A 23,523-nucleotide genomic window follows, 5' to 3' on the forward strand; every position below is an offset into this window, starting at 1 on the left:
TGATGAGCTTAGACAGACGCGGTTTAAAAGATAGCAGGCATTAAAAAGGCGACACTAAGGTCGCCTTTTTCAAAGTCTGCTCAAAACAGTCTTCACTAATGCTTATCTAAAGCGATTTCTAAAAAGAAATTACTTAGAGATGTGAGCGATTAGGTCTAGAACTTTGTTTGAGTAACCGATTTCGTTGTCGTACCAAGATACAACTTTAACGAATTTGTCAGTTAGAGCAACACCAGCTTTAGCATCGAATACTGAAGTTTGAACTTCACCGATGAAATCTTGTGATACTACTTGGTCTTCAGTGTAACCAAGAACGCCAGCCATTTCGCCTTCAGAAGCTTCTTTCATTGCAGCACAAATTTCTTCGTAAGATGCAGCTTCTTTTAGGTTAACTGTTAGGTCAACTACAGATACGTTAGCAGTTGGTACACGGAAAGCCATACCAGTTAGAAGGCCGTTTAGTTCTGGAAGAACAACGCCTACAGCTTTAGCAGCACCAGTTGAAGATGGGATGATGTTTTGAGAAGCACCACGGCCACCGCGCCAGTCTTTAGCAGAAGGGCCATCTACAGTTTTTTGAGTTGCTGTAGTAGCGTGAACTGTAGTCATAAGACCAGACTCAATGCCCCACTTATCGTTAAGTACTTTAGCGATAGGTGCAAGACAGTTAGTAGTACAAGAAGCGTTAGAAACGATGTCTTGACCAGCGTAAGATGCTTGGTTAACGCCCATTACGAACATTGGAGTTGCATCTTTAGAAGGACCAGTAAGAACTACTTTCTTAGCGCCAGCAGTGATGTGCTTACGTGCAGTCTCGTCAGTTAGGAAAAGACCAGTTGCTTCAGCAACTACGTCTACGTCGATAGCATCCCACTTAAGGTCTTCTGGGTTACGCTCAGCTGTAACACGTACAGTTTTACCGTTAACGATTAGGTTACCGCCTTCAACTTCAACAGTACCGTTGAAACGGCCGTGAGTTGAGTCGTACTTAAGCATGTATGCCATGTACTCTACGTCGATTAGATCGTTAATACCTACTACTTCGATGTCTGCACGCTCTTGAGCTGCGCGGAATACGAAACGGCCGATACGGCCAAAACCGTTAATACCTACTTTGATAGTCATTGTAGTTGCTCCACAACTTAATTTCTGATTAAAGATAACTGGTAGTAAAATTACAGAATCCAGTATACATCTGCAATAGATAATCCGACTTAACTTGTTTAATGTCAAAAAAAAGCGACGCTTTTCTTAACAATTGGGTGTAAGTGATTGAAAATTGACCGTTGCAAGTGGCTCTGTACCCTTCCAGTTGGGTAAAATACCCCTAAATGATGATTCACTTATGAGTGTATATGTACAATGTTTCCTGGTGAGAAAGTATGTGCTACAAAACGACTCATATGCAAGCCTTTATAGAAAAAAGTAAATATAATAACTGAGAATGTGGAGAGATATTAACGTGATTCAAAAGGGAGGAAATATGATAAAGCCTGATGAATACTGGCGTGAGCGCCTAACGGACGACGAATTTTCAGTGTGTCGTGAGCGTGGTACTGAAGCCCCATATAGCGGCAAGTTACTGCACAACCATAAGACTGGCGTCTATAGCTGCACATGCTGTGAAAGCCCTTTGTTTCTGTCGGATAACAAATATGACTCTGGGTGTGGTTGGCCAAGCTTTGATGCCCCAGTGAATGATGAAGCAGTACGCTATATAGAAGATCTAAGTCACGGAATGAAGCGTGTAGAGATCCGTTGTACCGCCTGTGATAGCCATTTAGGTCACGTTTTTCCAGATGGCCCGAAGACCACAGGTGAACGGTTCTGTGTTAATTCAGTGTCGTTAATTTTCAACAAAAATGACGAAAGTACGAAATAACTTGTAACTATTGTCTAATCCTTACAGGTCGCATTTGTCGATTTAGGAATGCTGAAACGCCCAAGATTTCAGATTTAACTCTAGTACAAATAAAAACAGCTACCAAAAAGGTAGCTGTTTTTATTTGAAAGCAGGTGAATAAGAAGCTTAAGTAAGAACACTATAAATGAAGCGATCAGTAACTCGGGACGATTGAAGGGCTGTAAATTCCATCCTCAATCGCTTCGACGATGTTATCTGCGTCTTTATTTAGCTTCTTATAGGTTGCCTTGTCGAAATGGTACAACACCGTGAGCTCGGCTTCAGAAGCAATCGGCACGTCAAAGTCTTTGGCAACCATTGCCCAAACGTACGCTTTTTCCATATGTCCCAGGCTGTGGTTGATACTGGCCATCGACTTGAAGATTTCAGTGTTGGCTACCGAGCCATTAGAAAGCGTTAGCGCATTATTGAGTAGCTTAAGTGTCTTTATATGATTGCGGGTGGTATAGAAGGTTGCCAAGGCATATTGCATCTCAGCTGTGTTTAACGCTTCAGAGCCTTCTAGTTGTAGGAAACTGCGTCTGGCATTGGTGTCCCCAGTTTGCGACCACAAGAAGTAAAGCGTTTCCGGTGTATCAGATTTCGATAGCTCATCAACAATGCGCTCAGACTCTTCGATACTGTGCATTAAAGAGGTAAAGCGACGCTCTTGCAGCTTAGATTGATCGATCGTTTCGATCTGTGCCGCGAGCTCTAGGCACTTTTTGTAGGCAGTGACTAATTCGAATTCTTTAATTTTGTTGATTTCGGTGGGTTGCTTCTGAACTTCAAATCGATGCCAGATGAGGTCGGTACGTGCGACACGACATTGCCCATCGTTCATGTTCAATTGTTCACACTGAAGACCCGGATTGCTTTGGCACAGTTGATCGGTATTTTTGTTCCCTTCAAGACACCCAACCAGAGTGAAAGGCAATAGGCTAATCGCCAACCATTTCATAATTTTCATATTCCTTCACTTGTGATCAGATGCACTTATTATTGGTCAGGTTCTTGACTCAATTCTGTTACGGGTTATTTTCTGGTGAAAATTGTTAAAACTAAGGCTTTACCATGGATGCAGAACAACTTCTTAGCGCAATGACACCCGAGGTCTACGAACGTTTAACCTACGCAGTTGAAACGGGTAAATGGCCAGAAGGTACGGCGCTCTCAAAAGAACAGCGCGACTCGTGTATGCAAGCGGTTATGTTATACCAATCTAAACATAACTCTGAAGCTCAACATATGACAATTGCAGCTGGTGGTGAGATTAGCTTTAAATCTAAGTCTGAACTAAAGAAACAGTTTAAGTCAGATCAAGAAGACATTGTTAGGGTTAACCCGAATCATTAAGCTTAAATTACAACAAAGGGGTGGCAATGTGCCACCCCTTTTAGTTTAACTCGTTTATTTATAAGCAATAAAACGATTTAGTTCACGTTAAGCCGCCGTTACTTTCATAGAATAACTGGCTTTAACGTGAATCCTTGAACAGGTTATAAGCTCATCTCACCGCGCAATACTTGTTGCATCTGAGCCTTCACTTCTTCGTAGCCTAGGTTTTGGCTTAATAGATAATGCAACTTCGCCAGTGCCGCTTCTGGTGTCATATCGTAACCACTCACCACGCCCGCTTCTGCTAGTGCACAACCTGTCGCGTAACCACCCATGTTGACTTTACCAGCCAAACATTGAGTTAGGTTCACCACAATAACACCGCGCTCTGAGGCATCTTTCAGGTGCTGAAGCAGTTCTGGGTTTTGTGGTGCGTTACCCACACCGAAAGTAAGCAGAATCATCGCGTTAACAGGTTGTAATAGCGTGTTACGGATAACTTCGTGTGAGATGCCTGGGTACATTGTGATTACGCCGATAGGTTGCGGAGTAATGTTATGAACCTTGAAAGCACCTTTAGGTTGTTCGTTTACCTTTACGTTATTGCTAAGTTGGATATTGATACCCGCTTCTAGCAATGGATTCAGGTTTGGAGAGGTAAACGCATTGAAGCCATCTGCGTGTGATTTTGTGCTGCGATTACCACGCATCAACTTGTTGTTGAAGAACAGTGTCACTTCGTTGATTGGGTAGTTTGCTGCAATGTGTAGCGCATTCAGCAGGTTTGCTTGTCCGTCTGAACGAAGCTCTGCTAATGGGATCTGAGAGCCCGTAACAATCACAGGTTTGCCGAGGTTTTCAAGCATGAAAGACAGTGCAGAGGCAGTGTAAGCCATAGTGTCTGTGCCATGCAGGATAACGAAACCATCGTACTTATCGTAGTTCGCGCGAATGTCATCAGCGATAGTTTGCCAATCAAGTGGCGTCATATCTGAAGAGTCCATTAATGGAGAGTATTCATGAATGGTGTACTCAGGCATTTCTGGGCGATGGAATTCAGGCATGCCAGCTAGCTGCTTATCCATAAAACCTGCGACAGGGACATAGCCGTGGTCCAAAGACTTCTGCATGCCAATTGTGCCGCCGGTATACGCGATATAGATGTGTTTTCTTTCCATGGCGATTAATACTTAGTGTGATATAGGGAACAGGGGGGCGATTATAGCGAATTATCATGCAATAAAAAGAGGCGCCTCACACAGAGGCGCCTCTTGATAACAAAGCGTTGAGCTTATCTTATTGAACTTGGCAGTTTAAGCAAAAAGCGTATCGGCCTTGTGGGTCGTTAAAGTTGCCTAACAGCTGGCTATCTTGAGCTAACTGCTGAGTAACAGGTTGTAAACTGCTTGGAATCATTGATTGGATATCAAAGCCTATCGACATCTGAACTTGATTCATAAACTCTTGAATAAATTGTTCAGTCGTTGAAAGTGGTTCTTCTACCCAGTAGATGTTGTAGGTTTCAAGCGCTGCAAGTGAAGCCGCTGCCGCAATCGCATCATCAAAATCACCAATTTCATCGACTAGACCTTTCTGGATTGCATCTTGGCCAGTCCATACTCGGCCTTGAGCGATCTTGTCGACAGCATCGACTTCTATGCCGCGATTCTCTCCAACTAGGCTGATGAATCGGCGGTAACCGTTTTCAATGCCCATTTGGAACGCATCTTTCGCGCCGTCGCTAAGCCCAGTCGTAATACCAAGACCAGAGAAAGGTGACGTACCAACGCCATCAGTGTAAACACCAATATCGTTCAACCCTTTTTCGAAAGTTGTGATAACACTAAAGATACCAATCGAACCAGTTAAGGTCGTTGGTTGAGCCAGGATCTTGTCCGCACCCATCGAGATCCAGTAACCACCCGAAGCGGCAAGGCTAGACATAGAGACAACAACCGGCTTGCCCGCTTGCTTGATCGCTTCAATTTCATTGCGAATCACTTCTGAAGCAAAGGCACTGCCGCCCGGGCTGTCTACACGAAGTACAACGGCTTTTACTTTGTCGTCGTTGCGCGCTTGGCGAAGTAGTGCTGCTGTCGTATCACCACCAACGGTGCCACGTGGCTGCTTACCATCCATAATTGCGCCGCTAGCAACAATCACAGCAACATCGTGCGATTCACTTGTTAGGTCGGGAAGCATGGTTGTGCGGTACTCGTAGTACCCAAACGCGTTATAGCTGTCTTGACCATCACTGCCGAAGACGTCAGCAAGCTCTAGTCGTACTTGCTGGCGAGTTGCCAGTTCGTCAACTAAACCAAGCTTCTCTGCCAGTTTTGCGATATCGCCATCAACCGACTCAAGGTCTTTTAAGAAAGAGTCCATGCTTGGGTTCAAGGTTTTAGCATCGATCTGACGGTTGTTGCTAACGTCATCAACATATGCGCTCCATAATTGGCCTAACCAACGAGAAGCAGATTCTTTCGCTGCATCTGACATGTCGTCACGAATGAAAGGCTCGATAGCTGACTTATAGGTACCCACCCGGAACACGTGCGTGTTGACGTCTAGCTTCTCTAATAACGTTTTGTAGTAAAGCGAATAGGCGCTGTAACCTTTAAGAAGAACCCCACCATCTGGTGATAGGAAGACTTTAGTTGCGTAGCTGGCTAGGTAGTATTGGCTTTGGTTGTAAAAGTCACCCACCGCATAAATTGGTTTGCCAGTTGCTTTGAACTCGTTGAGTGCTTTAGCAATGTAGCGAAGCTTGGTCAGATTGGTTTCTGGCAGTTCTTTGAGTGCTAAAACGATACCAGTAACGTTGTCATCGTCTTTGGCGTAGCGAATCGTTTCAACAATATCAAACAGGATGTTCTCTTTTGGAAGGTCTTTGCCAAGTAGTGAACCTGTGACCGAATCCATCGGATTGATATAGCGGCTTTGTTCCACAATAGGGCCAGACAGATTAAGCACTAAAGCCGAATCCTGAGGAACCGTCGGTTGAGCCGTATCTGAATGGAAGTACACAAAGTAGATGATGGCGATACTGAGTAAAAAGACTAGGTTAACCAGCGCAAGACGTACAAACGTAATGAGCTTCCAAATCCCTTTAAAGAACATGCCTATAAATTTGAATATTTTTTTCATTCTGTCTCCGCAGTGAGATCACGTCGCTTTAACAAGCCGTAGTACCATTAATCTCAATAATATGAACTGCTTAGTATCCTACGATAATTCCCAAGCTCAAACTACACCAAGAATTGTTAATCGATATATATTCTCATTAAGTGTAGTCAAATTAAGGGCTTCTGAACGATTAATACGTGCAGCATTATGATCGGTGTTACAAAAATGTAAACGGTTGTTTGAACTTTTGGTAATTGAACTATACTGTGGTCAGACCACAAGGATAAAATAATAGAAGTGATGTCTGCCATGTACCCACATTTACTTGAACCACTCGATCTTGGATTTACCCAGTTACGTAACCGTGTATTGATGGGATCAATGCATACAGGTTTAGAAGAAAATAAAGAAGGTCTCCACAAACTCGCCGCGTTTTATGAAGAGCGAGCACAAGGAGGCGTTGGCCTTATTGTTACTGGTGGTTTCTCTCCTAATTTACGTGGCAGATTAACCCCATTCAGTGCTGAATTCAGTAAAGTAAAGCACGCTAAAGCGCACCAAGTTGTTACCGAAGCCGTCCACAAGCACGGCGGTAAAATTGCGCTTCAATTGTTGCATGCAGGTCGTTATGCGATGCACCCATTTGCGCAAAGTGCGTCTGGCATTAAAGCGCCTATCGCTAAGTTCGCTCCAAGTGAGATGAGCCCTCGTCAAATTAAAAAGACCATCGGTGCTTTTGCCAACAGTGCAGAATTAGCTCAGGTTGCTGGCTATGACGGCATAGAGATCATGGGCTCGGAAGGCTACTTGATTAACCAATTTATCTGTAAACGTACCAACATGCGTTATGACGAATGGGGCGGTTCTTATGAGAAGCGTATGCGTTTCCCGCTAGAGATCGTTAAATCGATTCGCGAAGCGGTGGGTAAAGATTTCATCATTATTTTCCGCTTATCGATGCTGGATTTGGTTGAGCAAGGCAGCACGTTCGAAGATGTTGTACTTTTGGCTCAGAAGCTAGAAGAAGCGGGCGTGACCATTATTAATACCGGCATTGGTTGGCATGAAGCTCGTGTTCCTACGATTGCGACACAAGTTCCAAGAGGGGCATTCTCTTGGGTGACGGAAAAAGTGAAACCATACGTGTCGATCCCAGTGGTGACATGTAACCGTATCAACACGCCAGAAGAGGCGGAACGTATCCTCAGCTCAGGACAGGCCGACATGGTATCAATGGCTCGTCCATTCTTGGCTGACCCTGATTTCGTTAATAAAGCGGCTCAAGACCAAGCTCAGTTCATTAACACCTGTATCGGTTGTAACCAAGCTTGTCTTGATAACGTATTCAAAGGCAAAAGAGCGAGCTGTTTGGTTAACCCTCGTGCTTGTTACGAGACTGAAATTGTTGTTCAGCCTGCCGAAGCGACCAAAACTATTGCCGTGGTTGGTGCTGGGCCTGCTGGTTTAGCCTGCGCGACGACGTTGGCACAGCGTGGTCATAATGTTGATCTAATTGAGAAAAATGACCGTATCGGTGGGCAGTTTAGATTGGCAATGCAGATTCCGGGTAAAGAAGAGTTCAGAGAAACGATTCGCTACTTTGCTAATCAAATCGATGCATCAGGCGTGAACTTAAAACTGGATACTGAAGCGACGTTTGAGATGTTGTTGAAGTACGATGAAGTCGTGATGGCTGCCGGTGTTGAGCCAAGAAAGCTTGATATTGAAGGGATTGACCAAGAAAACGTAATCGATTATCAAACCTTGATTCGTGAAAAGACACCAGTAGGCGAAAAAGTCGCGATTGTTGGTGCCGGTGGTATCGGTATTGATGTGGCAACTATGCTGACAGAGCCGACTTCTCACAGCTTGGATGACTGGCTGCATGAGTGGGGCATTGATAAGAATATGGAACACCCTGGTGGACTTTATCCTTACCCTGATTCGTTCAGTGACAAAACGGTTTGGGTGATGCAGCGTAAAGCGGGTCGTGTCGGTAAAGGTCCGGGTAAGACTACAGGTTGGATTCATAAACGCACATTAGAAAAACGTGGTGTGAACTTACTTGGTGGCGTGAGCTACAACAAGATAGACGACCAAGGTCTGCATATCAGCGTTGGTAAGAAAGATCAGGTACTCGATGCCGATTCCGTTATCGTGTGTGCGGGTCAGGTTTCTGTTCGTCCATTCGAAGACATGTGGCAAGAGTTTGGTGGCAAACTACACGTGATAGGCGGTGCCGATTACGCAGGTGAATTGGATGCAGTACGCGCAATTCGTCAAGGTGTTGAGCTAGCGATTAAGTTATAGAATCAGCTATCAAACTGTAATCTTATCAGTAGATATTGTTACTTAATTTGCTGAGTTAGATTTTGAACAAGGCTCCTAAGTCATAGATTTAGGAGCCTTTATTGTTTCTAATCTAGCCTAAATGGACAGCCGTTGAGATTTATTATCGTTTGTATTCTGTGCTAAAGTTCAAGTATACAAATAATAAAGAAATAGTAAGGACTTCAAATGGATGCTTTGGATCTATTGCTCAACAGACGCTCAATCGCAAAACTCTCTGATCCGGCACCTGAAGGTGTGGCGTTAGAAAACATCATCAAAGCAGGGCTGCGTGCTCCAGACCACGGTGCACTAACACCATGGCGCTTTGTTATCGCGCAAGGTTCAGGCCTACAAAAGCTTTCAGACATCTTGGTGCGCGCCGCTGAAGCGGATGACAGCGAAGAAGCGGTTATCGAGAAAGTAAAAAAAGCGCCGTTCCGAGCTCCAATGGTGATCACCGTGATTGCAAAAGTCACCGAGCACGAGAAAGTGCCTGCTATCGAACAACATCTGTCTGCGGGGTGTGCTGTACAGGCGATGCAAATGGCTGCAGTCGCACAAGGTTTCCAAGGCTTTTGGCGCTCAGGTAAATGGATGTTCCACCCAGAAGTACACCAAGCATTTGGCCTAGAAGGCGACGATGAAATTGTTGGTTTCCTATACCTAGGCACTCCTGGCTGTACACCAATGAAAGTGCCAGAGCGCGACTTCTCTAAGTTTGTTGAGTTCTTATAAAGAAAGCAGAAGCTTGAATAGTGGAATGCTAACTGTATAAACAACCAGTTTTTCTTGATTTATTAGAGCCACATTAGATAATGTGGCTCTAATTGTTTGTAGCATCTGGAAAAACATGTCTCGCCTTATTATTGCTGAAAAACCAAGCCTCGGCCGCGCGATTGCCGCCGCACTACCTAATCCACAGAAGAAAGACCAAGGGTTTATCAAATGTGGTAATGGAGATGTGGTGACTTGGTGTATTGGACATTTATTGGAGCAGGTTGAGCCAGATGCTTATGATGATCGTTATAAGAAGTGGAATTTAGCCGATCTTCCTATTCTGCCAGAGCAATGGCAACTAAGACCTCGTAAGACGTCAAGCAAACAGCTCACGGTGATCCGAAAGCTATTGAAGGACGCCACTCAAATTGTTCACGCCGGAGACCCGGATAGAGAAGGGCAGTTGCTGGTTGATGAAGTGATTGATTACTGCAAAGTCTCTAAGGCTAAGAAAGAGTCGATGGACAGGCTACTGATCAGCGACTTGAACTTACCTGCCGTAAAACGTGCACTTTCTCAAATGCGCAGCAACCGTGACTTTATTCCGCTTTCTATTTCCGCATTAGCGCGCTCTAGAGCCGATTGGCTGTATGGCATGAACATGACTCGTGCTTATACCTTACTCGGTCAAAAGGCTGGCTACCAAGGTGTGTTGTCGGTCGGGCGAGTACAAACGCCTGTACTTGGTTTGGTGGTAAGGCGCGATGAAGAGATCGAAAACTTTATTCCGAAAGATTACTTCACTTTGCACGCTTTGATCCCTTATCAAAATCACGGCCAGAGCTTTGATATTCGTGCGCGTTGGAAGCCAAGCGAAGCATGTAAACCATGGCAAGATGAAGAAGGGCGCGTGCTCAATCGAAAGCTGGTTGAGAATGTGGCTAACCGAATTGCGAATCAACCCGCGACGGTGACGGAATCAGAGCAAAAGCAAAGTAAACAAGCTGCGCCACTGCCTTACTCGCTGTCAGCCTTGCAGATTGATGCGTCTAAGCGTTTTGGTATGAGTGCTCAACAGGTGTTAGATACGTGTCAGTCATTGTACGAGAAACACAAACTCATCACTTACCCACGTTCTGATAGCCGCTATTTGCCTAAAGAGCACTACTCACAGCGAGAGTCGATCGTAGACGCTATCGCTAACAATGCCAAAGAGCTGCAAAGTGGTGCTCAAGGTGCGGATCTTTCTCTTAAATCCAAAGCATGGAACGACAGTAAGGTCGATGCTCACCACGCAATAATTCCAACACCGAAGAAATCATCGGTGAACGGCCTGTCTGCCAACGAGATGAAAATCTATCAGCAAATCGCTCGTCAGTATCTAATGCAGTTTTACCCACCTGCGGTTTTTGCTGATGCTAAGCTGGTCTTTGATATCGCTGGTGGCGTGTTCATCGCAAAAGGGCGTCAGCTTATCAACCCGGGTTGGAAGGTGTTGATGGGTAAAACGGATACCGAAGAAAAAGGCGATGGCACGGATACGGTTCCTCCATTGGATAAAGGTACGGTGTTGACGTGCCGTGAAGGCGTGATTGGTGATAAGAAAACTGAGCCACCAAAACACTTCACGGAAGCGACATTGCTTCAAGCGATGACAGGTATCGCGCGTTTTGTTGCGAACAAAGATCTCAAAGCCATTTTGAAAGAAACCGATGGCCTTGGCACAGAAGCAACCCGTGCGGGTATTCTAGATACTCTATTCAAAAGGCAGCTGCTAACGCGCCAAGGTAAGAGTATTCACAGTAGCCCTGCGGGCAGAGGCTTGATTCATGCCTTACCTGAGGATTCTACCTTCCCAGACATGACGGCACATTGGGAGCACCAGCTGCAAGGCATGGCAGAACGAAATCAAGCGTATCAGCCTTTCATGCAAGCGTTAGAAAGCAAGATTGATGGTTTAATGGGTAAAGTAAAAACGGGAGAAGTTCCTGAATCACTCCGCCACCTTCCTAAAGTCGAGAGACCTGCCTTCAAACGCCGTAAAGGCGGTGGGGCGAAGAAGTCTTACGCCAAGACAGGTACGTATGCTAAGAAAGGTACTTCCGCTAAAAAGAGCACTAAAAGCTAAGACTTATTGAGGTTAGGATTAGCGACCGACTTTACGGCCACAACGTTTAAACAGTTGCTGCCAATAGTCAACATGGCGACGAGTGGATGATCGAAAGGCTTGATGTGCATCTTGGATGGGAAAGTAATAACTGTGCAGTTCAGGTTGCGCGTCAAACATTCCTAGTTGCGGGGCTATGTGCTGATAGTAGCCATCCAGTTGCGCCATGTAAGGCTGAACCTTACCTATGTATTGTTGCTCGAACACATTGTTGAGATAGCGGAACTTAGTGGTGTCTCGTTGTTTACCACAGATGATCTTGTCATCAAAAGTTGTCAGCTGTTTGGTGATGGTATCAAGCTCAACTGACGCCCGAGCGAGCGAGTAGTATAAATCCCCAAGGGTCGAACTCTTCTCTAATACTTCTTGAACCTCAGTGGTTTTGCCGGAAACGAGCGATGTGTTTAACGCTTGATTGATGTGTTCTAACGCATCACTGGTTTGTCGTACCTGATCGCCTATATCAGCGCGTAACCACTGACTACCCCGCATTTGTGACTGCATAGCATCGCTGGCATAGATGAGATTCCATTGATGCAGTGGAAACTGTGCGAGTTTCTGTTGCTCAATTTCTCTTAGTAATTCTACGATCTCTGGGTCTAATTCATTACTGGATAAACATTTGCCCACGCCTTCAAGTAGCGCGACTTGATAATCGTAATTACGAAACTCATCCGCGACCTTGCCCAGAACCGAATTTCTTTCTGCAATCAGATTGAACAATCCACACTGACGAAGCTGGTAGCTGTCGATGAGGCCGATAGAGAGTGAGGGCACGTCAAGCAGCAGTTCTCGTTTTCTCGGTAGGCTTTCAAATTCCCATTCCTCTATTATCTCGTCAGCATCTTGTACTCTGGCTATCTTTGTTTGATAGTCGTCGAACAAGTCGCCGGGGCCATCACTGAAACAGCCAGCTAGCATCACTGTTAGACAAAACAGCGTTGAGTGCTTAACTAGGTTTGAGAGATGCCCTGCATTCATCTGTGGATTACCAGTCAATTTCGCTGCCATCGAAATTGAAGAAGTGACCACTCACTTCGGTATTCGCTGACTCGATGACTTCAATCAGGCCGGAAGCTGAAGTGTCGGTGTCGATCAGAGCATTAGGGCCACCCATTTCAGTCTGCACCCAACCTGGATGCAGTGCTAACACCGTAAAGCCATCATCGGTTAAGTCGTTGCTTAGGCTCTTCACCACGGAGTTTAGAGCGGCTTTAGAGGAGCGATAGATGTAACCGCCGCCTGAGGTGTTCTCTGACATACTGCCGACTCTAGAGGATAAACAAGCGACCTTTTTGATATCGCTGTCTTTGAGTAAAGGCAATAGCGTTTCGACAAGCTTTAGTGGAGCGATGGTGTTGACTTCGAATACACGACGCCACTCTTCAACATCGGTATTACCCAGCCCGTAGCCTTTAGGGCCATAGTAGCCAGCGTTGTTGATCAAGATATCAATCGACTCTATTTGCGAAGGGAGTTGGCTTACTGCTTGGTAATCGGTTATCTCTAATTGAATACAGGTAAGGTTGGTGTTGTGGTCTGCGAGTGAGAGCAGTTCTTTTGCTGAATTGTCATCACGATAAGTCGCGTACACCTTGTGATTACTTTCCAAGTATTGTCGAGTCAGGCTTAAGCCAATGCCGCGGTTCGCTCCAGTAATAAAAATAACGCTCATGGTGATTCCTTTTCAGTTCAATTAGTTAAGTTTGATGGCTTAACACGAGAAAATCAACGCTCCACCAACTGGCCATTAGCATTCCTACAAAAATCATTACTGCTGCCGCTGAGCCGCAGATCACCCCAAAGATGAGTATTACGTTTTTCATTATGGTCTCTACTTTATAATTAATAGCAATGATAACCATTATCATTAATTAAGGTTGTCGCCAAGTTTGAGGCTGTTATGATTTTGAGAAAGATACGCAATTAGCCTGATTATGATTCCTTTAATTTACCACCCAATCTATTCACAGTTACCTTTACCAGAAGGTCATCGCTACCCAATCAACAAATATCAGTTGTTGCATAGTGCTGTTGAGGCGCTGATGAATAGCGAACCTCGATGGAAGTGCAAGTTTGAAGTGTGCCAACCAACGCCGGTTTCGGTTGAGCAAGTAAAACAGGTACATGATAGCGAATATGTTGATTTGCTCGTGTCTGGTAAGTTACCTGCAGCAAAGATGAGACGTATCGGTTTCCCGTGGAGCGAGCAACTTATCGAAAGAACACTCTACTCAAGTGGTGGAACCTGCTTGGCCGCTGAAATGGCAATAGAGACTGGTTTAGCGATTCATTTGAGTGGTGGTTATCATCATGCGCATCATGATTTTGGCAGTGGCTTTTGTTTGTTGAACGATTTGGTTTTAGCGGCAAAACACGCGCTGACCTTTGAACATATCGATAAAGTGCTGATCGTTGATAGCGACGTTCATCATGGTGATGGCACAGCAACTCTTTGCCAAGACAACGACGACATCATTACTCTGTCGTTCCACTGCGATAAAAACTTCCCTGCACGAAAGCCGCTATCCGATTTAGATGTACCGTTAAGTCGTGAAACAGAAGATGAAGAGTTCTTACGTTGTTTTGAACAAGTCACTAAGTTAGCGATTGCTCACCATCAACCTGATCTGATTATTTATGATGCGGGGATCGATATCCATCAAGACGATGAATTGGGTTACTTGAATGTCTCGACACAAGGGATATTCGAGCGCGACTGTTTGATGATTGAATTAGCGAAATCAGAGTCTATTTCGATGGCATGCGTAGTCGGTGGCGGGTACCGCACTAAACACCAAGATCTGGTGCCGATTCACATGCAGCTGTTAAAAGCGGCTTATCATGTTTACGGTTAACCTCTCAAATTAGCGCCTGATAGCTCATTGAAATGATGGTGTGAAATAAGCGCCTTTTGCACCATAAAAGACACGCTTGCACCATTGTGACTCATATAAAGTACTTTTTTATTAATTAGTTACGTATTTGTGTGGTTAATTGTGGTTTGTAAATTGCTTGACCCATGTGTCTATAAAAACACAAGGGATAAAAATGAACCTGACGGACAAGGAACGTAGTTGGCTTAATTGGTTTGGCGCAACAGGAAAACTGGCTATGCGCAGAGCTTGTTTCCTCAATCGAAGTAGGACGGAGGAGCTTGAACAAGCTTTTGAAAGTATTGCTCACACGCGAGTTCAACTTCTGCATAACTGGGTCAAGAATCAATGGGACTTTTTAGAAGACTCTGCTGTTTATTTGGCAAGTCGAACGGAAGAGCAAGCACAGGGGACGTTATCTAGCCTTCTTAAACGCAGTACGGATTTTTCTGAGTTGGCGATCGTCGATGCTAAGGGGATAGCACAAGCATCGAGTTATCATGAGCATGTAGGGGTTAACCTTGGAGACAAGAAGGCTTTAGTTGAAGGGGCTTCAAAGCGTTATCTGCATGGGCCGTATATGGATCAGCGCACGTTGAACGTAGGGGCTTCGAGTTCATCGTTTCATGACCAAGTAACGCTGATGTTTTATGTCCCCTTTTCTCGGGATGAAGGGGCGCCGCAATTCCTATGTGGTCGTGTTCCAAATGATGTTATTGGTGACATTATTCAAAGAGAAGCGGGGCATATTTATAGCGAGTCGGGTGATAACTATATCTTTATGGTCGACTCCATTCATGATCCTAATACTCAGCCGGGTGTTGCGCTCTCTCGTTCTCGCTTTGAAGATAATACCTTTTCACACGGCGAGAACTTAAAGCAAGGGATTCATACTGATTGGGGAACGGTTAAGATCCAGCACCACACCGAATTTGAGATTCGCTTTACAGACCCAGCCACTAATCAGCTTCACCCAGGCGTAAGAGAAACCATTAAAAATGGCAATAACTTGTTTATTGGTTATCCGGGGTATTCTGACTATCGCCACATACCCGTTATTGGCAAAGGTATCACTTTTCAATTGGATGGTTCACCAGATACCTTTGGCATGATGTGTGAGTCCGATTTAGAAGAGGTCTACAGAGACCGAAGTCTAAGTTATACCTTATCTAAGCACTTTATCAGCTGCATGCTACTGCCTCTATTTGTTCCATTACTGTTTGCCAACCTTTATACACTCACACCTTTTATGCAGAGTGGCATTATGTTCGCTTGCGCGTTGCTTTCATTGGGCTTATTCCGTTTAGTTAGCGCCAAACCACTAGCGAAGAAGATTCATGAAATGACCGGGGTAATGCAGACCTTAGCTGAAGGTGATGGCAACTTAAGTCGGAGACTTGATCCCACCACATTCAGTCATAATGAACTTGGCAACTTAGGGCGCTGGACTAACAGTTTTATCGACAATTTAGATAACACGGTGAGTGAGTTGATCCATGCGAGTCACGAAGTTAGAGAGGTTTCGGAATCGATGTTTCGTCGCAGTGTCGTGATGAAGCAAACCAGTGATGATGCATCACAAGCGTTAAGCAATATGCTTCAGTTGAGTCAGTATCAACAGAGCGAAATTACTCATGCGAGTGTCTCAGCAACGCAAATGGACACGGTGATGAAACAAGCCGTCCTGAGCGCAGAGAAGGAGTACAATCAGTCCGTCGAAGGCATGGAGATTGTTCGCAATATCGTAGAAAGCTCGGCGCATAGCGTGAATGAGGTGAATAATGAAATGACTAAGGTGTCTGACATTATAGATATCATTACTGACATTACCGCGCAGACTAACCTTTTGGCCTTGAATGCGGCCATTGAGTCGGCAAGAGCAGGTGAACACGGGAGAGGGTTCTCTGTCGTCGCTTCTGAAGTAAGAACTCTGGCTGACCGAACTTCACAAGCTGCTAACCATATTAGTGACCTAATGAAAGAGCTGCATAGTAAGTCTCGCAGTGCTGTTGAGTCCATGGAGCGAGGTGTCGAGAATGTGAGTAAAGGAAACTTAACAGTCGACTCAAATGCTCGCAGTGAGCAAATTCAATCAGCGGTGAGTGACCTCTTTACCACGATGTCTAACTTAGATGAAAACAGTCAGAAAAATGGACAAACGGCAGATAAAGCCCAACGTTCAATATCTGACTTACAACTGTCTACTAAGCAACTCGCACGTCGAGTGTCCTTGATGGGCAATGCATTGAGCCGTTTAGACCAATTGATTGGGCGTTTTGAAGTGAGCCGAAAGGTGGCGTAGTGGAAAATACGTAAGTTCTTTACGCAAACGCCAGATACAAAAAAGCCGCTGATTTCTCAGCGGCTTTCTTTAATGTGGTGGAGGGATAGGGATTTGAACCCTAGAACCGCTATTAACGGTTGCCGGTTTTCAAGACCGGTGCTTTCGACCACTCAGCCATCCCTCCAGTGGCGCGTATAATATAAGGGTGGCTTTCGCTTGTAAATACCCTTATTAACTGACTGCTTTTTTTATGAACGCTTTTTGGTATTTTTGTTCTGAATGATTATTTATTGTTCGGTTTATTAAGAAGCCGACAAAATCTAATATTCAATAAGCCAAGTATTCCCAACTTTTGTTATACGTGAAGTGTTTCTGTGCTATTAAAAAAGAAAGTATCTAATTGGCTTGCAGGTAAAGTTATGAGGGGAGTGGCTTAGGCGCATGAACTTTTAGTTTAGAACGGTGAGATCGGAATTTAAAACTAGGTATAAAGTGAATGGGTTTGAAACTGGGACTGTAGAGAGTTTTGTTAGATGAGCTTTATATTTTAAAAAGCTTCAGATGCAAAAAAGCCGCTGATTTCTCAGCGGCTTTCTTTAAAGTGGTGGAGGGATAGGGATTTGAACCCTAGAACCGCTATTAACGGTTGCCGGTTTTCAAGACCGGTGCTTTCGACCACTCAGCCATCCCTCCAGTGGCGTGAATAATATAAGGGGTGGAGGATCTTGTAAACCCTTAATTTTCATAATTTTGTTTTGTTGCTTGTTTTCTAATCATTCACGGCAATAAAAAAGGGAAGCCATTGGCTTCCCTTTGCTGTTTGCTGATTATTTAGTCATTTTTTGTGTAGAAACGCTGTAGCTCTGTCAGGCCTTGCATCAACACAGGTAAGCGAGGGCTTACGTTTTTCAGGCGCTTGTAATTTTGGTCGTACAATTTGTAGTTACCAAATTTATCCAACACCGTTGTTTGCTGGTCAGTAACAAGAGCAAGTTCACGAGAGTCGCCCGCGAGAATCCACTTTCTGTTACGTTCATTAAACAGGCTGCGACCACTACTAAAATCTGTTGGGTTCGAAGATACACCCAATAGCTCTTGCATCAGTGTTACTGACACGTCTAGATGACTAGAACGGTGGGTGTATTCAGAAGCAGACTTGCCAGGCCAGCTGATAAACAGTGGTACTTGTAACTGATAACGACTGTAGTTGGAGTTTGCACCCCAGCTGTTGGTTTTGGTTTCGTTAAACTCAGTACCGTGGTTAGAGGTAATGATAACCACCGTGTTATCGGCAAGCTCTAAGCGTTCCAGTTCAGCGTAGATAGTTGCTAGCTGAGCATCGGCCGCTGTCGCCGACTTTTGATAGTCTGCTGCAAAACGCTCTGCTGTCGTTAGCGTAGAGTCCGACTCTGAACTTGAATCGTAGCTGGCGAAGTTATCCAGTGTGGTTAATTCAATAAAGTTAAACCAAGGGCGTTTAGCTTGCGGTGATTGAATCCAGTTAGACCAAGCTTTTATGGCACTCTGGTCATCATAAGTTGCTTGCTCTGGCATCACATCACGGCCTCGGAAGATAATATCCGAGTAAAGTGCATCGCTAAAGTTGTCGCCACTGAAAGCAGCGAACTTGTAATCGTGATTCTCTAAAACATCGAGCAATACTGCGCTTGACCCCTGAGCTTCAATGCTGCTTGCGTAGCTGCTCGGTAGGCCGTAGAACAAGCCAAAAATACCGAACATATCGTTACTTGAACTGTAGTGGTTGGTGAAGTTGATCGACTGTTGCGCGTAGGCATAGCTGTTTGGCATCGCCGTCGCATTAAGTGCGTCAGAGCGAAGGTTGTTCACACTCACCATCAGGATATTAAGATCATCACTGCGGCGGTTGTATTGAATTTTTTCTAGCGGGTAGCTAACTAGGTTTACGTTCTCTTTGTTCGCTTCTAAACGCTCAAGGTACTCTTCACGGTCTAATAGGCCATGTTTTTCCATAAAGCTTTTCGCTGTCATTGGGTAAGACAGTGGGAAGTTCGCTTTCTGGCTAGTAATTGGGCTATAGAAGTACGCATCAGCCCACATGTAGGTCAAGTGGCTGCTGATGAAACACAAGAAGAAGACGGCAGTAATCGGACGGCCAATGTGTTTATGAGACAGTTTACGCTGCTTACGCCAAACCCACTCAGACAGACCAAGCTGTAGTAAGAAGATAAATGGCATAACAATGAAGAGGTGCTGCAAATCAGACGTGAATGCAGATTCCTCTCCACTGAATAAAACCTCCCACACGACAGGCGTCAGGTGGAGGTTTATATTTTGATACGTTTGGGTATCAATCAGTAGGACAGTTAAACCTATGGTCGCGAAGATAACGGCAACCAAACGTAATAACTTCCTCGACGGAAGAATAAAAGTGAGCGGGAACAGCACTAATAGATAGAGCGCGAACACTAAAAAGCCAAAATGACCAACCCACGATGCAGCCAAATAGAATTGGCCTAGCAAGGTTTCTGGCCAAGCAGATTGAGTAATATAACGAGTACCAATCAACATCGCAGCAATGATGTTGAAAAATGCAAACCAGTGACCCCAACCAACCAGTCGAGATACACGATCGCTATATGAGTTTGCGCTGTCTACCATTTATAATTCTTTTATCCGTCAATCAAATTTAGTGAGACTTTTTATCTTCAAGAGAAGAAATTAAAGCCTCGGCAAATTTTTCAGCAATTCCTTTGCGTTGTGAAGCAGCAACATTCTGATTTAAGACATTGGTTGCGATATTTCCAGCGATCATCAGTGAAAGTTCTGGCGAAGCTTTGTGCTTAGTTAGTACAGCACCTACTTCAGCTAGGATTTTTTCAACTTGATCATCTGTGTATTTAGATATAATCGGCATAAGGACTCTAATAATGATAGTAAAAGCGGCTTATGATAACCTACTATGCACGACAACTGAAACCTGAACGGTAATATTTTCACTATGAGCCTTCACCTTTCCAACGTAATTTTACACCAGCTGAGCAAGAACGATCAGGATGAGCTGATTGTTAACTATCGTGCTGAATCTCTAGAAAACGATGCTTCATCTGAAAGCCTAGTTGCTGAACTTCACCGTGTTTTTAATTCAAAAGCAGGCAAAGGGTTTGGTTCTTTCAAATCTGACAGCGAATTCCAGCAGTGGTTGCATCAACTTCGTGCTGGTGAGACAAACTTTTACGATTTTTCTCAAAAGAGTGCGCAACGTCTAAAAGACGAACTATCAAAGTACCCATTCGCTGACGAAGGTATCTTGGTAATGGCTGAATATCAGTCACTTGCAACAGATTACCTTTTCATTGGTTTATTGCCTTCAAACCAAAGCCTAAAGGTAACTGAAGGGCTTGATATTAGTGCGACTGACTACCTTGATATCTCAAAAATGGATATCGCGGCTCGCCTAGACCTTTCTACTTATGAGACTGATAAAGAGTCAAACCGTTACTTAACTTATATTAAAGGACGTGTTGGCCGTAAAGTCGCGGATTTCTTCTTAGATTTCTTACAAGCTGAAGTCGGTTTGGATGCGAAACAGCAGAACCAAGTACTGATGCAAGCGGTAGAAGACTTCGTTTCTGACTCTAAATTAGAGAAAGAAGAAGCGATCAGCTACAAAAAGCAGGTTGCGGATTACTGTAACGAGCAGCTTAAAGCGGGCGATGAAGTACAAGTTCGTGAACTTTCTGGTGAGTTGCCAGCAAGCACAGATGGCACAAGCTTCTTTGACTATACTAGTGAGCAAGGCTACGAGTTAGAAGACAGCTTCCCAGCCGATCGCGCAACTATGCGTAAACTAACAAAATTTGTTGGTGCTGGTGGCGGTTTGAATGTTAGTTTTGATAGTCTGCTTCTAGGCGAACGTATCTTTTACGATCCGGAGACAGACACGCTAACGATTAAAGGCACTCCACCGAACTTACGTGACCAACTGACTCGCAATAAGTCATAGTCCGAAGTTAACGGATAAAAGCGGCAGCAGGACGTTGTCGCTTATTTTGTGCTTAATCTTTTAGCTACGGTCATGGCTTCAAGTTAACACGCACAAGGAATATAGATGGAACAATCAGTAGCAAAGCCCAAACGCTTTAAAAAACCAGCCACCTTTTTGGTTGTGCTCTTGGCTCTGTGGTTACTTCCTTCATTGGCTCTTCTTAATCTAAGCCGTTCCTACACCAATTCTCTAGCTCAAATCGAAGAGCTCGGTATTCGAGTCAACGAATTGAGGCAATCGCTTTATTTCTCAGAACCGCTTCGAGTCTCTCGTATCAATGATCTCGCACTCGATGCTCAGTTGGTTTATTCGATCCGACTGCAGATTGAATCTGATTTCCAACACGCCTTGTTTCGTCCTGATGTCAACCAACTGTTGTACGTAGCTGATCAGTTCCTAGAAAAGTTCGATGAGTTCATTCCAATAGAAAGCCAAGTTCAAGACATCGTTGATAACATTAAGATCTTGCGTGCTGATAAAGAGCTTTCCCCTCAGCTAAAACCGCTCCTCAACGAATTCGGTGTTGTGGTATTTGAAGCCATGTATTCTGAAAATCAAAGTTCGTCAGCGACTTATCGCGCCTTTGATTCCATTCTAGAAAAATCTTATTCCTTAGAAAACGAAGAACAAGATGCACTCCAACAACTACTGGCTGATGCGTCAGCATTGTTGAGTGATTACGCTCAGCTTAACTATTTGGTTGATAAGATTAAGAAAAACTCAGTAAATGAACAGATCATAAAACTCGAAGCTGAGTTCCATGATCGTCAATTCAACCTATTGTTGGTGATGCTAGGCTTAAGCTTGGTGGCGATGAGCGGGATAGTGTTTTGGGGCGTTAGGTCCACAAAAACGATGAAAGAAGCAGACCAAGAACTCAGCTCTGAACTAGAAATTAATTCAAGTAAGGAAGACGCTTCTTATAGCGATGTTGTTTCCTCAGCAGTGAAACAAGCAGATAGTGACGCTTATGTATCCGAGAACAGGCCAACGCGCCAGTCTTCCGACTCTCAACCTCCGCAGAGCGTTAACGTTACAAGCCAACCCGTTGTACCGCAATACTCTATTCAGCAAGTCCCTGAACAGGCGCCAGTAGTAGAGAAACACGTTGCCAGTGTCACAGATTCAAAGCCTGCGATTGATATCGAAGACATGTTAGAAACGCTCGATGGTGATGCTGAGTCTGTCGAACTCTTGCTTGGTGTGTTTGTACAAGACCACGCAGGTGACTACGAGAAGTTTAAGTCTTTGTTGACCAAAGATGAAACCTCCGCGGCTCGCATTGTACATAGCTTAAAAGGCGTGGCTGGCAGTATTAAAGCGTCTCGGTTAGCCATCATTGCCGCAACCATTGAAATGACAATGAAGCAGTCCAGAGCAATCAGTGAACATGATTTAGCTGAACTAGAGCAGGCTATAAAAGCCTCTGTGGATTCTGCTCATGAATATTTAGACAGTCAGCGTTAACTTTTACAGGATTTTTGACAATACTATGACGAAGCGCTCATACAATCAGCGCCCTTAGTCTTTGTCAGAGGTTTATATGTTACGAGTTTCGAGTCGAAGTTGGATGGTGTTGGTGCTTAGCATTGTGCTAAGTGGTTGTTCTCTCTTAGAAGTTAAGTTAGATAGTCAAACGACGCCTCTCACTCAACAAGAGTTAAATGCTCGGATCATGACGCGTGAATACGCCAAGATGTTCTTTACACGAGTAGAAGATTCGGCCGATCTCATCGCGCAATCTTACCCTGCTGATGACACCTTACATCAATCTTATGTGTTGCTTTGGAAGATCCATGCAGAGCAGGGCTTACAACAAGCGGCTTACCAAACTTCCCCTATGTCTGCGTTAATTGACTCGTGGGTTTTCACTGCCCAAATGAATCAGTTTTATAGCCAAGGCGACGGCGCGGATCTGTTCGCGACGGATGATGCAGTAGAGACCGCTCGTTTTCTTGATCAAGAAGCCGAGAAGCTGGCAAAGGGTGTATTGAGCTCGAGTGATTTCAAAAACAGCAAAGCGTTCGTTGCTCAGTTTTCTGCTAGCCACCCATTTAAAGACCTCACATTCAGAAGCACACCTGCTTACCGTGAATGGCTAAATTACCTTGGTAAAGACGAATCGCAAATCGTCCAGAGCTTAGGCACCATGCCAGAAGCAATGAGTGACGCATCTGATCGTTTAAGCCTTATGGCTGACCAGACACCAAAACTGATGTCGTGGAAGGCGGAGTTGGTTGCATTGAATAGCTCACTAACGGGTGAAGACCTATCGATGACGCTGGAAAGCCTTCGTCAAACATCAGCAAGCATGCAAGACTTCATTGAGAACAATCCGGAGTACATGCAAACACTGGCTTCTATTATGTCGACAGAAATGCAACCATTGCTCAACGACCTCAGTGATAAAACCGACCAAAAATTAGCGATGCTGAGTGATGAACGTGTGGCATTAGAAAAAATGGTGACACGTGAGAGAGAAGCTCTAGTAGAGATGATTGCGAAAGAGCGCATCGAGATTGCCGGCATTGTGACTTCAGAAAGAGAACTGTTCACGCAAGACCTTGATCGCGTCTCTCAAGAGGTGGTGGTACTGGCGATTGATAAGCTAATGGAGTTAATCAAAGGTGTGATTATCTACTTCATCCTGTTTATCTTAGTAGTGTTCTTTGCACCGTTAGGCATCGGTTACTGGTTGGGTAAACGAACCGCCAATAAATAGATAAATAAGTAAATCAGCAGATCAAAAAAGAG

18 protein-coding genes and 2 tRNA genes are annotated in these 23,523 nt (G+C 44.5%); 10 read left to right on the forward strand and 10 right to left on the reverse strand.

What is annotated here, in order from left to right:
* Nucleotides 1–129 precede the first annotated feature (129 nt).
* Nucleotides 130–1,125 (reverse strand): type I glyceraldehyde-3-phosphate dehydrogenase, encoded by a 996-nt coding sequence (gap, locus tag AB4249_RS08920; protein ID WP_017059382.1) that lies wholly within the window; start codon nucleotides 1,123–1,125, stop codon nucleotides 130–132.
* A gap of 319 nt (nucleotides 1,126–1,444) precedes the next feature.
* On the opposite strand from gap, the gene msrB reads away from it, so the two are divergent.
* The gene (gene msrB / locus AB4249_RS08925) at nucleotides 1,445–1,882 is read left to right on the forward strand and encodes a peptide-methionine (R)-S-oxide reductase MsrB (RefSeq protein ID WP_080582205.1); all 438 of its coding nucleotides are present in this window, start codon (nucleotides 1,445–1,447) and stop codon (nucleotides 1,880–1,882) included.
* A gap of 175 nt (nucleotides 1,883–2,057) precedes the next feature.
* Here msrB and AB4249_RS08930 read toward each other — a convergent pair whose 3' ends face one another.
* Complete coding sequence (locus AB4249_RS08930; protein WP_017059380.1) at nucleotides 2,058–2,864, reverse strand: DUF2989 domain-containing protein; 807 nt, start codon at nucleotides 2,862–2,864, stop codon at nucleotides 2,058–2,060.
* A 113-nt stretch (nucleotides 2,865–2,977) separates the two neighbouring features.
* Here AB4249_RS08930 and AB4249_RS08935 point away from each other — a divergent pair, with 113 nt between their 5' ends.
* A complete protein-coding gene (locus AB4249_RS08935) occupies nucleotides 2,978–3,259 on the forward strand; it encodes a YeaC family protein (protein WP_010437067.1) in 282 nt (93 codons plus the stop codon).
* A 143-nt stretch (nucleotides 3,260–3,402) separates the two neighbouring features.
* Here AB4249_RS08935 and ansA read toward each other — a convergent pair whose 3' ends face one another.
* Both ansA and sppA read right to left on the reverse strand, forming a co-directional pair.
* Nucleotides 3,403–4,419, reverse strand: a complete 1,017-nt coding sequence (ansA, locus tag AB4249_RS08940; protein WP_372102853.1) for an asparaginase — start codon at nucleotides 4,417–4,419, stop codon at nucleotides 3,403–3,405.
* A 118-nt stretch (nucleotides 4,420–4,537) separates the two neighbouring features.
* On the reverse strand, nucleotides 4,538–6,388 hold the full coding sequence (gene sppA / locus AB4249_RS08945; protein WP_372102855.1) for a signal peptide peptidase SppA: 1,851 nt from the start codon (nucleotides 6,386–6,388) through the stop codon (nucleotides 4,538–4,540).
* A gap of 279 nt (nucleotides 6,389–6,667) precedes the next feature.
* Between sppA and AB4249_RS08950 the strand changes: the two genes are divergently transcribed.
* The 3 genes from AB4249_RS08950 to AB4249_RS08960 all read left to right on the forward strand — a co-directional run bounded on the left by AB4249_RS08950 (nucleotide 6,668) and on the right by AB4249_RS08960 (nucleotide 11,543).
* A complete protein-coding gene (locus AB4249_RS08950) occupies nucleotides 6,668–8,677 on the forward strand; it encodes an FAD-dependent oxidoreductase (protein ID WP_372102857.1) in 2,010 nt (669 codons plus the stop codon).
* Between the two features lie 207 nt (nucleotides 8,678–8,884).
* Complete coding sequence (locus tag AB4249_RS08955) at nucleotides 8,885–9,433, forward strand: NAD(P)H nitroreductase (protein WP_372055168.1); 549 nt, start codon at nucleotides 8,885–8,887, stop codon at nucleotides 9,431–9,433.
* Between the two features lie 115 nt (nucleotides 9,434–9,548).
* A complete protein-coding gene (locus AB4249_RS08960; protein ID WP_372102859.1) occupies nucleotides 9,549–11,543 on the forward strand; it encodes a DNA topoisomerase III in 1,995 nt (664 codons plus the stop codon).
* A gap of 18 nt (nucleotides 11,544–11,561) precedes the next feature.
* Here the strand turns inward: AB4249_RS08960 and AB4249_RS08965 are convergent, their stop codons facing one another.
* The gene (locus AB4249_RS08965) at nucleotides 11,562–12,593 is read right to left on the reverse strand and encodes a DUF3080 domain-containing protein (RefSeq protein ID WP_017063445.1); all 1,032 of its coding nucleotides are present in this window, start codon (nucleotides 12,591–12,593) and stop codon (nucleotides 11,562–11,564) included.
* Nucleotides 12,571–13,257, reverse strand: a complete 687-nt coding sequence (locus AB4249_RS08970) for an SDR family oxidoreductase (RefSeq protein ID WP_017059372.1) — start codon at nucleotides 13,255–13,257, stop codon at nucleotides 12,571–12,573. The genes AB4249_RS08965 and AB4249_RS08970 overlap by 23 nt, the downstream gene beginning before the upstream one ends.
* A 262-nt stretch (nucleotides 13,258–13,519) precedes the next feature.
* Here AB4249_RS08970 and AB4249_RS08975 point away from each other — a divergent pair, with 262 nt between their 5' ends.
* Both AB4249_RS08975 and AB4249_RS08980 read left to right on the forward strand, forming a co-directional pair.
* The gene (locus tag AB4249_RS08975; protein ID WP_372058203.1) at nucleotides 13,520–14,440 is read left to right on the forward strand and encodes a histone deacetylase; all 921 of its coding nucleotides are present in this window, start codon (nucleotides 13,520–13,522) and stop codon (nucleotides 14,438–14,440) included.
* A 193-nt stretch (nucleotides 14,441–14,633) separates the two neighbouring features.
* On the forward strand, nucleotides 14,634–16,760 hold the full coding sequence (locus tag AB4249_RS08980; protein ID WP_372102861.1) for a methyl-accepting chemotaxis protein: 2,127 nt from the start codon (nucleotides 14,634–14,636) through the stop codon (nucleotides 16,758–16,760).
* A gap of 75 nt (nucleotides 16,761–16,835) precedes the next feature.
* Here AB4249_RS08980 and AB4249_RS08985 read toward each other — a convergent pair.
* The 4 genes from AB4249_RS08985 to AB4249_RS09000 form a co-directional block, all read right to left on the reverse strand.
* Nucleotides 16,836–16,926 (reverse strand) — tRNA-Ser (locus tag AB4249_RS08985).
* 418 nt (nucleotides 16,927–17,344) lie between these two features.
* Nucleotides 17,345–17,435: transfer RNA gene (locus AB4249_RS08990), tRNA-Ser, on the reverse strand.
* Between the two features lie 138 nt (nucleotides 17,436–17,573).
* On the reverse strand, nucleotides 17,574–19,382 hold the full coding sequence (locus tag AB4249_RS08995) for a DUF3413 domain-containing protein (RefSeq protein WP_372102863.1): 1,809 nt from the start codon (nucleotides 19,380–19,382) through the stop codon (nucleotides 17,574–17,576).
* A gap of 28 nt (nucleotides 19,383–19,410) precedes the next feature.
* A complete protein-coding gene (locus tag AB4249_RS09000; protein WP_004734063.1) occupies nucleotides 19,411–19,638 on the reverse strand; it encodes a YejL family protein in 228 nt (75 codons plus the stop codon).
* Between the two features lie 84 nt (nucleotides 19,639–19,722).
* On the opposite strand from AB4249_RS09000, the gene yejK reads away from it, so the two are divergent.
* From yejK to AB4249_RS09015, 3 genes are all read left to right on the forward strand, one after another.
* Nucleotides 19,723–20,727 (forward strand): nucleoid-associated protein YejK, encoded by a 1,005-nt coding sequence (gene yejK, locus AB4249_RS09005; RefSeq protein ID WP_017061190.1) that lies wholly within the window; start codon nucleotides 19,723–19,725, stop codon nucleotides 20,725–20,727.
* Between the two features lie 105 nt (nucleotides 20,728–20,832).
* Nucleotides 20,833–22,236: an Hpt domain-containing protein gene (locus AB4249_RS09010; protein WP_102398080.1), complete on the forward strand. Its 1,404-nt coding sequence runs from the start codon at nucleotides 20,833–20,835 to the stop codon at nucleotides 22,234–22,236.
* 76 nt (nucleotides 22,237–22,312) lie between these two features.
* Nucleotides 22,313–23,491, forward strand: coding sequence for a hypothetical protein (locus AB4249_RS09015; RefSeq protein ID WP_017065980.1), 1,179 nt, complete (start codon nucleotides 22,313–22,315; stop codon nucleotides 23,489–23,491).
* Nucleotides 23,492–23,523: the final 32 nt, after the last annotated feature.

It is taken from the genome of Vibrio sp. 10N.261.55.F4 (genome assembly GCF_041470465.1).
In the GTDB taxonomy this organism is placed as follows: domain Bacteria; phylum Pseudomonadota; class Gammaproteobacteria; order Enterobacterales; family Vibrionaceae; genus Vibrio; species Vibrio crassostreae_C.